At 65.7% G+C, this 11,840-nt stretch carries 10 protein-coding genes; 3 read left to right on the top strand and 7 right to left on the bottom strand.

Features of this window, described 5'->3' with window-relative positions; translation table 11 throughout:
• Positions 1–97 precede the first annotated feature (97 nt).
• From AC1MHZ_RS10315 to AC1MHZ_RS10305, 3 genes are read left to right on the top strand one after another with little or no spacing between them, the layout of a single operon-like run.
• Entirely contained in the window at positions 98–1,639 is a 1,542-nt protein-coding gene (locus tag AC1MHZ_RS10315; RefSeq protein WP_084857147.1) for an MFS transporter, read from the top strand.
• A 28-nt stretch (positions 1,640–1,667) separates the two neighbouring features.
• Positions 1,668–2,729, top strand: coding sequence for an HlyD family secretion protein (locus tag AC1MHZ_RS10310; protein ID WP_482966318.1), 1,062 nt, complete (start codon positions 1,668–1,670; stop codon positions 2,727–2,729).
• Positions 2,726–4,165, top strand: a complete 1,440-nt coding sequence (locus tag AC1MHZ_RS10305) for an efflux transporter outer membrane subunit (RefSeq protein ID WP_465001733.1) — start codon at positions 2,726–2,728, stop codon at positions 4,163–4,165. The genes AC1MHZ_RS10310 and AC1MHZ_RS10305 overlap by 4 nt, the downstream gene beginning before the upstream one ends.
• A 93-nt stretch (positions 4,166–4,258) precedes the next feature.
• On the opposite strand, the gene AC1MHZ_RS10300 is transcribed toward AC1MHZ_RS10305, so the two are convergent.
• The 7 genes from AC1MHZ_RS10300 to AC1MHZ_RS10270 form a co-directional block, all read right to left on the bottom strand.
• Entirely contained in the window at positions 4,259–5,083 is an 825-nt protein-coding gene (locus AC1MHZ_RS10300; protein ID WP_482966317.1) for an SDR family oxidoreductase, read from the bottom strand.
• A 42-nt stretch (positions 5,084–5,125) separates the two neighbouring features.
• The gene (locus tag AC1MHZ_RS10295) at positions 5,126–5,590 is read right to left on the bottom strand and encodes a multidrug transporter (RefSeq protein WP_368829358.1); all 465 of its coding nucleotides are present in this window, start codon (positions 5,588–5,590) and stop codon (positions 5,126–5,128) included.
• A gap of 177 nt (positions 5,591–5,767) precedes the next feature.
• Complete coding sequence (locus AC1MHZ_RS10290; RefSeq protein WP_084857154.1) at positions 5,768–7,222, bottom strand: mannose-1-phosphate guanylyltransferase/mannose-6-phosphate isomerase; 1,455 nt, start codon at positions 7,220–7,222, stop codon at positions 5,768–5,770.
• A 33-nt stretch (positions 7,223–7,255) separates the two neighbouring features.
• Positions 7,256–7,909 (bottom strand): alginate O-acetyltransferase AlgF, encoded by a 654-nt coding sequence (locus AC1MHZ_RS10285; RefSeq protein WP_253249338.1) that lies wholly within the window; start codon positions 7,907–7,909, stop codon positions 7,256–7,258.
• Positions 7,910–7,916: 7 nt separating this feature from the next.
• Positions 7,917–9,074: an alginate O-acetyltransferase gene (locus AC1MHZ_RS10280; RefSeq protein WP_482966316.1), complete on the bottom strand. Its 1,158-nt coding sequence runs from the start codon at positions 9,072–9,074 to the stop codon at positions 7,917–7,919.
• A 10-nt stretch (positions 9,075–9,084) separates the two neighbouring features.
• Positions 9,085–10,542 carry an MBOAT family O-acyltransferase gene (locus AC1MHZ_RS10275; protein WP_084857160.1) on the bottom strand — a complete coding sequence of 486 codons (1,458 nt, stop codon included), beginning with the start codon at positions 10,540–10,542 and terminating at the stop codon, positions 9,085–9,087.
• A gap of 189 nt (positions 10,543–10,731) precedes the next feature.
• Positions 10,732–11,838: a mannuronate-specific alginate lyase gene (locus AC1MHZ_RS10270; RefSeq protein ID WP_482966315.1), complete on the bottom strand. Its 1,107-nt coding sequence runs from the start codon at positions 11,836–11,838 to the stop codon at positions 10,732–10,734.
• Positions 11,839–11,840: the final 2 nt, after the last annotated feature.

The following is an 11,840-nucleotide window of genomic DNA, read 5'->3' as shown; positions in this document are numbered from 1 at the left end:
TGACGCAACTTAAAACTGCCAATAAGTCAGTTTTCGTCAGCATTCGACCTTTTTAGACTTCTCCTCTGCTCTAAATTGTTGCTGGAGATGTCTGCCCATGAGTTCCCTGTCCGCGCCTGTTTCTGCGGTCGCCGCTGCCCCTGCGCCAGCCGCCCCGGCGCAAACGGCGTTCGGCCTACGGGTGGTGGTCGGGCTGTTCGGCGTGCTGCTGGCGGTGCTCTGTGCCGGCCTCAACGAGGCGGTGACGAAGATTTCCCTGGCCGATATCCGCGGTGCCATGGGCATCGGCGCCGACGAGGGAGCCTGGCTGCTGGCGGTGTATTCGGCGGCCTCGGTCTCGGCCATGGCCTTCGCGCCGTGGATGGCCGGCACGTTTTCCCTGCGTCGCTTCACTTTGTGCGCCATCGGCGTGTTCGCCGTGCTTGGCCTGGTACAACCTTTCGCTCCCAACCTGCATAGCCTGATGCTGCTGCGTATCGTCCAGGGCCTGGCCTCTGGCGCCCTGCCGCCGATGCTGATGACCGTGGCGCTGCGTTTTCTGCCGCCGGGCATCAAAGTCTACGGCCTGGCCTGCTACGCCCTGACGGCCACCTTCGGCCCCAACCTGGGCACGCCCTTGGCGGGCCTGTGGACCGAGTACGTCGGTTGGCAGTGGGCCTTCTGGCAGATCATCCTGCCGTCGGGCCTGGCCATGTTCTGCGTCGGCTGGGGCCTGCCCCAGGACCCCCTGCGCCTGGAGCGTTTCAAGCAGTTCGACTGGCGTGGCGTGGTGCTTGGCCTGCCGGCCATCAGTTGCATCGTCTTGGGCCTGTCGCTGGGTGACCGCTGGGGCTGGTTCGACTCGCTGCTGATCTGCTGGTTGTTGGGCGGTGGCCTGCTGTTGCTGGTGCTGTTCATGTACAACGAATGGTCCGAGCCGCTGCCGTTCTTCCAGCTGCGCCTGTTGTCGCGCCGCAACCTGAGCTTTGCCTTGGTCACGTTGGCCGGCGTGTTGATCGTGCTGTCGGGCGTAGGCAGCATCCCTTCGGCGTACCTGGCGCAGATCCAGGGTTACCGCCCGGCGCAGACCAGCCCATTGATGCTGCTGGTGGCCATGCCGCAGTTGATCGCCCTGCCGCTGACGGCCGCGCTGTGCAACATCCGCGCGGTGGACTGCCGCTGGGTACTGGCCGTGGGCCTGGGCATGCTGGCGCTGAGCTGCGTGGGCAGCAGCCTTTTGACCTCGCAATGGATCCGGGGCGACTTCTATCCGTTCTACCTGCTGCAGGTGTTCGGCCAGCCGATGGCCGTGCTGCCGCTGCTGATGCTGTCCACCAATGGCATGACGCCGCAGGAAGGCCCGTTCGCCTCGAGCTGGTTCAACACCGTCAAGGGCCTGGCCTCGGTGGTCGCTGCCGGCCTGCTGGACGCCCTCGGCACCCTGCGCCGACATTTTCATTCCAACCACCTGGTGGACAGCCTGGGCAACGCCCCGCTGGTCGACGACAACGCTGCCGGCCTGGCCAAGCGCATCCATGAACAGGCCCTGGTACTGACCTCGGCCGACCTGTACCTGGTCCTTGCCGGCATCGCCGTGGCCCTGATCTGCCTGATTCCTTTCGTGCCTACCCGGGTCTATCCACCGCGTGCGGTGGCCTGAGCCCTGGATGAAATTCGAGACCACTGAAATGACGAACAATCGCAAGACCCTCGTGATCGGCTCGGCACTGGCCGTGGCCCTGCTCGCTGCCCTGGTGATGCCCTGGATGCTGGGCAGCGACCACGAGCAGAGCACCAACGACGCCTACGTGACCGCCGACTACACCGTGGTCGCGCCCAAGGTTGCCGGTTTCATCAAGCAAGTGCTGGTCGAGGACAACCAGCAGGTCAAGGCCGGGCAGTTGCTGGCGACCATCGATGCCCGTGACTACCAGGCCGCCCTGGATGCCGCCCAGGCCCAGCTGCTGGTGGCCAAGGCGCAGAGCGCCGATGCTCGCGCCACCCTGGAGCGTCAGGGCTCGCTGATCGCCCAGGCCGAGGCTGCGGTGAAGGCGGCGCAGGCCGAGATGGCCTTCGCCGAGCATGAGGTCAAGCGCTACAGCCGTCTGGCCGAGCAGGGCGCCGGCACCGTGCAGAATGCCCAGCAGGCGCGCAGCCGGGTCGACCAGGCCCGTGCACGCCTGGCCAATGCCCAGGCGGCGCTGGTGGCCACGCGCAAACAGGTGGATATCCTCAGCGCCCAGGTGGCCAGTGCCGACGGCCAGCTCAAGCGTGCCGAGGCAGGGCTCGAGAAAGCCCAGTTGGACCTCTCCTACACCCAGATCACCGCCCCGGTGGACGGCATGGTCGGCGAGCGCGCCCTGCGCGTGGGCGCCTACGTCAACCCGGGCGCGCGCCTGCTGTCGGTGGTGCCGCTGCAACAGGCCTATGTGGTCGGCAACTTCCAGGAAACCCAGCTGACCCACGTGCAACCCGGTCAGCCGGTGAGCATCAGTGTCGATACCTTCTCCGGCGAAACACTGCGTGGTCACGTCCAGAGCATTGCCCCAGCCACCGGCGTGACCTTCGCTGCGGTGAAGCCGGACAACGCCACCGGCAACTTCACCAAGGTGGTCCAGCGCATTCCGGTGAAGATCGTCTTCGATGACGGCCAGCCGCTGCTCGAACGCCTGCGGGTCGGCATGTCGGTGGTAGCGACCATCGACACCCACGGCGACACGCTCGAAGGCAAAGAGGTGAGCGCGCGATGAAACCTGCATCCCGCTTGAGCCCCTTGTTGCTGGCGGTGCTGCTGGCCGGCTGCACCCTGGGCCCGGACTTCCAGCGCCCTGACAGTCAGGCACCGCAGGCGTGGTCGCCGGTGCAGGGCGAGGCCGCTGCCAGCCAGCCCACTGGCGACCCTCTGCAGCTGCGCTGGTGGGACAGCTTCCACGATGCCCCGCTGAGCGCGCTGATCCAGCGCGTGGCCGAGCGCAATCTCGACCTGCAGATGGCCAGCGCACGCCTGCTGCAAAGCCGTGCCTTGCGCAGTACCGTGGCTGCCGACGAGGTGCCCTCGGTGGACATGAATGCCGGCTACAGCCGTGCGCGCAACAGTGCCGAAGGCCTGAACGACCCGTCCGGCAAGGCGGGCAAGTCGGCCTTCAATCTGTGGCAGGGCGACCTGGTGGCAGGCTGGGAGCTGGACCTCTGGGGACGGGTGCGCCGACAGGTGGAGGCCGCCGATGCCACGGTGGAAGTGGCCGAGAACGATCGTCGTGGCGTGCTGCTGGCGCTGCTGGCCGAAACGGCTGGTGACTATATCCAGCTGCGTGCGGTGCAACACACCTTGCAGATCACCCACGACAACCTCAAGGTCGCCCGGCATAGCCTCAAGCTTTCCCAGGATCGCCAGGCCGAAGGCGTCGCCACGCGCCTGGACGTGGCCCAGGCCAGCGCCCAGGTGGCCTCCATCGAGGCCCGTCTGCCCACCTTGGAAGCCCGGCGTGACGACCTGATCAACGCCCTGAGCCTGCTCGCCGCCGAGCCGCCGCGCAGTCTGCAACGCCAGTTGCTGGCCACTGGCGAGCTGCCGGCGCCGCGCCAGTCGTTCGCCATCGGCCTGCCTTCGGAGCTGGCCGAGCGTCGCCCGGACATCCGTCAGGCCGAGGCGCGCCTGCATGCGGCCACCGCCAGCATCGGCGTGGCCAAGGCCGATTTCTACCCCAGTATCCGGTTGTCGGGCAGTGTCGGGTTCCAGGCCATGCAGCTCTCCGATTTCGGCGCCTGGGATGCTCGGCGTTTCGCTTTCGGGCCGCAGCTGTCGTTACCGATCTTCGAAGGTGGGCGTTTGAAAGGCACCCTGCAATTGCGCGAGGCCCAGCAGCAGGAGGCGGCGCTGAACTACCGCAAGGTGGTGTTGGCGGCGTGGCACGAGATCGACGATGTGCTGCGTTTGTACAACGCCAGCCAGTTGCGTCGTGATCATCTGGCCGAAGCGGTGGCGCAGAACCGCATCGCGCTGGAGACCGCGCAGCGTCAATATGTGGAAGGGGCGGTGGACTTCCTCAATGTGTTGAGTGTGCAAGGCGCGCTGCTGGCCAGCGAAGAGCAGTGGATCGACAGTTCGGCGGCCGTGTCCCAGGCATTGGTGGGGCTGTACAAGGCGTTGGGCGGTGGGTGGCAGGCGTTCGACGAGCCGGTGTAGGGGGCCGCTGCGCGGCCCTATCGCGGGACAAGCCCGCTCCTACAGGTTCGCGTGGGAGCTGCCGCGAAAGGGCGCAAAGCGCCCCTAAAAATGTCACAGAGGGCGCAGCAACCCGAACCGCTTGCGCAGCACCTTGTCCAGCAACCGCCGCGGCACCACCCGGGCCAGCAGCGGCAGGGCCGTGCTGCCATTGCCCAGGCGCACCAGTGCGGGCGTCGGGGTCTTGCCGGTAGCCGCCAGTACCCCTTGGGCGAACACCGCAGCTGGCGTGGGCTTGTCCTGCGAAGCCCGGGCCCGCGCCTGGACGTACTCACGCAACGGCCACCACGGCGAGTCTGCGGCCAGTACCTCATCCGCCCGGCGCTGGGCGTTACTGGCGAACTGCGAGGCGATCGCCCCCGGCTGCACCTCCATCACCCGGATGCCGAACGGTGCCAGCTCCAGGCGCAGGGCATCGCTGAGCGCGTTCACGGCTGCCTTGGAGGCGCAATAGGCACCGGCGAACGGAGTGACCAGCACGCCCGAAACGCTCCCGATGTTCACCACCAGGCCCCGGGCGCGGCGTAACAGCGGGAACAGCGCGCCGGTCACGCCGACCACGGCGAAGACGTTGGTTTCGAACTGCTGGCGCATGGCTTCGACACCACCATCGAGCAAAGGGCCCATGGCGCCATAGCCGGCATTGTTGACCAGGATATCGAGGCTGCCGTGGCGATCTTCCAGCTCCTCGGCCAGGCGTGCCAGGGCCTCGGCGTCGTTCACGTCCAGTTGCCGGGCGGCGAAGCCGGCGGCGGCCAGTTGTTCGACATCTTCGGGTTTGCGGGCGGTGGCCCAGACTTCGTGGCCGGCGTCGCGGAAGGCTTCGGCCAGTGCGCGGCCGATGCCGCTGGAACAACCGGTGATCAGGACAGTGGGCATGGGGAAGGCCTGTCATCAAGGAAGGGAGGTATTGGCGGCGGATCAATTGGCGAATGTACCTTGCAGATGCTCGGCCCGGAACTCCAGTGTCTGCGGGCGATACCCGGCGCGCAGCGGTGGCAGGGGCAGGCAGTCGGTCCACGTGGCGCCGGGCTGCAGTTCGCCGGGGCCGCGGTAGCGCGGGGCGTTGTAGGTGTTCTCGGCCAGGTTGACGGTATCGCCCGGGGTATAGGCAGCGACGCGCCAGCGCAACTCGACCAGGGGAACATCGTTGCCGTTCTTCATGCGCACCTGTAGGGCGCGATCGGCGGGGCACTGGTCGGGGGCGTAGGCCAGGCGCAGGTCCAGGCGTGCCAGCTGGGAGGCTTCGCGGGTGTCCTGCCAGACCACCCACAGCGCCACCACTCCTAGGCCGAGCACGGCGGCCAGGGAAATCGGCAAGGCCTTGGCCGGGTAGCGCAGCAGCAGTACCAACCAGGTGAGGATGAGCAGGGCGCCGATGAGCATCGCGAGGTAGACCTTGTTGCAGCGGGTCAGGTCATCCTAGCTGGAAAACGGGGAGGGCTCAAAAGCGGGAGGGCATTACCCTCCTTTCGCGGCACAAGGCCGCTCCTACATCGTTCGCATTCCGTAGGAGCGGCCTTGTGCCGCGAAAGGGCCGCAGTGCGGCCCCAGGGTCTTGCTTCACTGCGCGATGGTCTTCACCGACACCCCACGCTCCATGGGCGTGGAAGTACGCCCGTAGACATCCTCGAAGCGCTCGATGTCGTCCTCGCCCAGGTAGCTGCCGGACTGCACTTCGATGATCTCCAGCGGGATCTTGCCCGGGTTGCGCAGGCGGTGGATCGATGCGATGGGGATGTAGGTCGACTGGTTCTCGGTGAGCAGGAACACGTTCTCGTCGCAGGTCACCTCGGCCGTACCCGATACCACGATCCAGTGCTCGGCGCGGTGGTGGTGCATCTGCAGCGACAGGCTCGCGCCCGGTTTGACGGTGATGTGCTTGACCTGGAAGCGGCCACCCATGTCCACCGAGTCGTACGAGCCCCACGGGCGGTACACCTCCAGGTGGTTCTGGGTTTCGCTGCGGCCCTGCTGGTCGAGGGTGTTGACCAGCTGTTTGACGCCTTGGACCTTGTCCTTGTGGGCGATCATCATGGCGTCCTTGGTCTCGACCACGACGATGTTCTCCAGGCCGATCACCGACACCAGCTTGCCGTTGCCATGGATCATGCAGTTGCGGCTGTCCTGCACCACCACGTCGCCCTTGGTGACGTTGCCGTCGGCGTCCTTGTCGTGCACTTCCCACAGCGACGACCAGCAACCCACGTCGCTCCAGCCGGCCGACAGCGGCACCACGCAGGCACGCTGGGTCTTCTCCATCACCGCGTAGTCGATGGAATTGTCCGGGCAGCAGGCGAAGGTGGCGGCATCGATGCTCAGGGCGTCGCCGTCTTCCTCGCTGCGCTCCAGGGCCAGCAGGCAGGTGTCATAGATATCCGGGTCATGCTTCTTCAGCTCTTCGAGGAAGCGGCTGGCGCGGAACAGGAACATGCCGCTATTCCAGAAGTAGCCACCGGCACGGACGAACTCGTTGGCACGCTTCTCGTCAGGCTTCTCGACGAACTGCGCCACCCGCGCCACGCCTTCGGGCAGCAGGGCGTCCTGGCTGGAGCGGATGTAGCCATAGCCGGTCTCGGGCTTGGTCGCCGGCACGCCGAACAGCACCATCTCGCCGCGCTCGGCCGCCACGGTGGCCAGGGCCAGGGCACGCTGCAGGGCTTTCTGGTCCTCGATCACGTGGTCGGCCGGCAGTACCAGCATCAGCTCGTCACGGCCTTCGTTGACCAGTTTCATGGCAGTCATGGCCACCGCCGGGGCGGTGTTGCGGCCGAAGGGTTCCATCAGCAGGCCCTGGGTCTGGAGGTTCAGGCCGGCCAACTGCTCCTGGACGATGAACTTGTGGTCCTTGTTGCACACCACGATGGGGGTGTCCATGCCTTCGAACACCAGGCGCTGGAGGGTCTGTTGGAACAGGGTGTGTTCACCGGTCAGGGCCAGGAACTGCTTGGGGAACTGCTTGCGCGACAGAGGCCACAGACGCGAACCGCTACCACCAGAAAGAATTACCGGAATCATGATGTTTCTCCAAAAGGTCGATAGGGGCTTGGATCAGTTGCTGGCGACTGGGCGGGTGACCCAGACCGGCGACAGGCTGCTGCCGGAACCGGTGACATAAAGCACCGCCGCTTCGCCGCGCTCGAGGGCGACAGGCTTGAGGTCGCTGACCTTCTTGTCGCCTTCGTACAGGGCCAGGTTGACCTTGACCGGGTTGATCTCGCGCTCGCCGCGGCCGTTGGCGGCCACGGTCTTGACCACTTCGGTCTTGCCGTCGGCGGTCTTGAGGGTCAGCGGCTGGTCGGTGAGGTTCTGTACCCGCACCAGGGCCTTCTGCTTGTTCTTGAACGGTGGCTCCTCAATCAACTGCGGGGTGCCGCTGGCGTTGTTGACCAGGGTGTAGTACTTGTCCGCGGCCAGCTTGACCGGGACGCTCTTGCCGCCGACCTGGGCGGTGTAGTCACCGCCTGGCAGGAAGCTGAAGTCGCTGCTGGCCTGGGCGCCGACCTGCTTGATCTGGGTGTTGCCCACAGACGCGGCGGCCGGGGCACTTGCGGCGTTGTACAGGCGCACGAAGGTCGAGCCCTTCGGTGCGCTCGGGCCATACAGCGCGGCATCGGCGCCGGCGAGGGCCTGCAGGGAGAGCAGGGACAGGCCTGCCGCGAGGGTGAACGCTTTGGCGAAGGAAGGTTTGTTGGTCATGTGCATGTCCTCTTCAGTGAACCGTCCGATTGGACGACAGGGCCAGGTTTTCTTCGGTCTTGCGGGTGTTCTTCAGCTGCGCGATCCACTGCGGATCGAATGCGCTGAGGTCGTTCTTCATTGGCAGATAACGTTCCGGGAATTCCCACACCACCACTTGCGGGGCGTTGTCCTTGAAGGCGTCGCTCTGCAGGTACTTGAGCATCGGCAGCAGCGGGCCATGGCCGTCTTCGGCGTAGTTGGCCACATCGCTGCGCAATGCCTGTTGCAGGGCGCCGAGGAAGTTCCAGTGCGGGTTGGCGCTGTAGCTGGTGCCCACCAGCGCCACCGGGATCTGGGTTTCGGCGAACAGGGCATCGCCTGATTCAGCCGCGGCCTCGGCCGGCCGGGTGGTGCGTTGCTGCAGGCTGTCCGGGCTCGGCAACAGGTTGCTGAACAGCGGGTCGAGCGGCAGGAAGTTGGTCAGGTCGCCCTTGTACGGGCTGGTGCCACCGGCCTCGGTGATGAACTGTTGCGGGTCGCCATTGAGCAGGTTCTGGCGCGATACCGCCTCGGCCAGGGCCTGGGCCGCAACTTCGGCGCCCATGGGCGTCCAGTGGGTGTCGGTGCGCAGGAACACCTGGCCGCGGGCCTTGGCCTGCTCCAGCGGTGCCATCAGGTCCGGGGCGAATACGCCGGCTTGGCGGGCCTGGGCGTGGAACTGGTTGTACAGGTCGTTGTGCAGGCTGGCCGGCAGGGCCTTGCCCAGGTACTCCGAGTAGACCCGCGCCTTGGCGGGGACGATCGCCAGTACCAACTGGGTGCCGTGGCGCTGCAGGGTGTCACGCACGCCGCGGATCAGTGCCAGGTTCTCCTGCATCAGTTGCTCGGCGCCGGCGGTGGGCTTGAACTCCTCGTCGGTGAACAGCCACTGGTCGCGGCCCAGCACGACGCCCGGGCGGCCTTCGTTGAACAGCTTGAAGTCCAGGGCTGCCCACAGGTTGGTGCCGATGCGCTTGATCGGGAACTGCTCGTCGTAGTGGGTCTCGGCGGCCTTGGCCAGCTTGCCGTTGAGCAGGGTCATCTGCTCGGTACGGTTGAAGCTCTCCAGGCCACCCACCGACCAGGCACCGAGCCCGGTCAGCAAGCCCAGGAACGACAGCGAATAGGTGATGCGTAGTGTCCGGTTCATGATTCAGGCCTCAGAACTGGAAGTAGAGGAACGGTGAGTAGCTCTGTGCCGAGAGCTTGAGCACCGAGGCAACGAACAGCAGCAGGACCAGGGCGCGGGTCATGACGCGAGTCCAGTCCAGGCCGATGGAACCGTCGGCGTTGATTTGCACCGGGGCCGCCTTGGGCGTGGGCTTGGCGTTGCGGTAGAAGTCGCGCAGGCCGAACACCGCCAGGGTGACGTAGGCCAGCACCAGGGTCGCGACCTGAAGGCCGGTGAGCTGGGCGCGGTTGAGCTCCGAGAGCTGCCAGTCGCCGAAACTGAACATGGCGCCGTACATACGGCCGGCCACGTGCAGGTTCTCGGCGCGGAAGATCACCCAGCCGATCACCACCAGCAGGAAGGTGAAGGCCCACTTGACCGGGTTGAAGCGTTGCGGGTTGGTGTCCAGGCCCAGGGCGCGCTCGATGGCGAGCCAGGTGCCGTGCCAGGCGCCCCAGATGATGTAGGTGAAATTGGCGCCGTGCCAAAGGCCACCGAGCAGCATGGTCAGGAACAGGTTGCGGTAGGTGTTGAAGGTGCCTTTGCGGTTACCGCCCAGGGTGATGTACAGGTAGTCGCGCAGCCAGGTGGAGAGGCTGATGTGCCAACGCCGCCAGAACTCGGTGATCGACTGGCTGATGTACGGCTGCTTGAAGTTCTCCATGAAGCGGAAGCCCATCATCAGGCCCAGGCCGATGGCCATGTCGCTGTAGCCGGAGAAGTCGAAATACAGCTGAGCGGTGTAGGCCAGCGCGCCGAGCCAGGCATCACCAGTGGTGGGGTTCTGCAAGGCGAAGCAATGGTCCGCCACCACTGCCAGGGTGTCGGCGATGAACACTTTCTTGATGAAGCCCTGCATGAAACGGGTGCAGCCTTCGGAGAACTTGTCCAGGGTATGGGTGCGGTTGTTGAACTGGTCGACCAGGTCCTTGAAACGCAGCACGGGGCCGGCGATCAGGTGCGGGAAGATCGCCACGAAGGCCGCGAAGTCGATCAGGTTGCGCGTGGCCGGGGTGTCGCCCCGGTACACGTCGATGATGTAGCTGATCGACTCGAAGATGTAGAACGAGATACCGATCGGCAGCAGCACATGGGTGAGGATGAACGGCTGCATGCCGAACGAGGTGATGATCGCGTTGAGGCTGTCGACGCCGAAGTTGGCGTACTTGAAATAGCCCAGGATCGCCAGGTCGACGCCCACGCCCAGCAGCAGCCAGCGCTGCGCCGGCTTGGTGCGCACACCCGCGGCGCCGACTCTCAGGCCGATCCAGTAGTTCCACAGTGTGACGCCGGCGAACAGGGCAAGGAAATCCACCCGCCACCAGGCATAGAAGATATAGCTGGCGATCAGCAGCAGCAGGTTTCGATAGCGTTGCCCGCTCAAGTAGTACAGGCCGAGGAATATCGGCAGGAACAGGAACAGGAACACGTTGGACGAAAAGACCATCCGGGTTCTCCTTGTCGTTCACATCAACCGGGGCAAAGGCCCCCCAAACCCCCCAGCCCGAAGACGGGGAGCAACCAAGTATTCGGTGGGAGCCGGCTTGCCGGCGATGCAAGGCGAAGCCTTGCTCAGCGGTAGTCCGGGGCCGCAGTGCGGCCCATCGCCGGCAAGCCGGCTCCCACAGGGTTTGTGTTACTTCTTGCTTTGCGCGCTCGGGTCATAGACCCGCGTCAGGTCGCCACCCAGGCGGAAGTTGTTGAACGGCTGCATGTCGCGCTTGCGCTTGAGGGTGTCGCCGCTGCACTGGTACAAGCTGCACCACGGTTCGAGCCAGGCGTACTTGCTGTCGACCTTCAGGTCCTTCATGTCCTGTTTCTCACCGTTGCGCTTCTTGAACGCGCTCGGGTCGCGGGCGCCGTAGAGCACCTTCTGGCCCAGGCGATGCAGGGCGTTGTTGTTCTCGCCGCGCAGGTCCACATCGTTGGCTTGGGCGAAGCTTGCGATCATCGCCAGCGGCGGCAGGGCATAGTTGTGGTAGGCCAGGGCGCGCTGCTTGCGCTTGAGCTCGTTGGGCAAGAAGCCCTGCTCATCGACCTGGTTGGCGCCGACCTTGTATTCCTTCACCGCCCAGTCGAACAGGTCGCGCCGGTCGGTGGCCACGGCGGTGGCCATGACCGCCCAAGCCGCCCAGTAGCTATGGTTGTTGATCTTCTCCAGCGGCAGGTCGCTCCAGTCGCGCACGGTCTGTTCGGCCAGGCGCGCCAGCCATTTCTCGATCAGCTCGGCCTCGGCCTGGTGCGCGGCCAGCGGCTGGGAGTTGGAGAACTTCAGGCGCAGCCACGAACCGCTCATGCTGCCCAGCGCCCATTTGCGCATGGACTTGCCGGTGTGGTTGTAGTCGGTGGACTCCAGCGCCCCGGCCCGGGCCCAGGTGCCGAGCCAGGTCAGGGTGCAGTCCAGCTGCGCCGGGCGGCCGTCGCGCATGTACTGGCCGACCATCTTGCTCACGCCACGTTCGAGGGTGGTGATGTCTTCGGTGGACTCGCGGAAGGCCTTGTCGGAGGCGGCATTGAACGTTGCTCGGGCCTTGTCGGAGCCTTCGTATTTGCTGCGAAACTGCAAGGCGCCTGTGTAGGGCCTGGGCGCGGGTTCGCAGCGGAAGTTGCCGTCCTTGGTCTTGAGCTTTTCGATCCCGGCGTAGTACCCCTGTGGGGGCACCAAGCCGCCGGCCTGCGCGGCCGGGCCGAACAGGGCCAGGGCGAGCAGGGCGGGTGCGGTGATCTTGCGCAATGGAGTCATGG

The sequence above is a fragment of the Pseudomonas sp. FA-1 genome (assembly GCF_056856075.1).
Note: the sequence above shows the minus strand (reverse complement) of the source record. Positions and strands in the feature narration are given on the sequence as shown.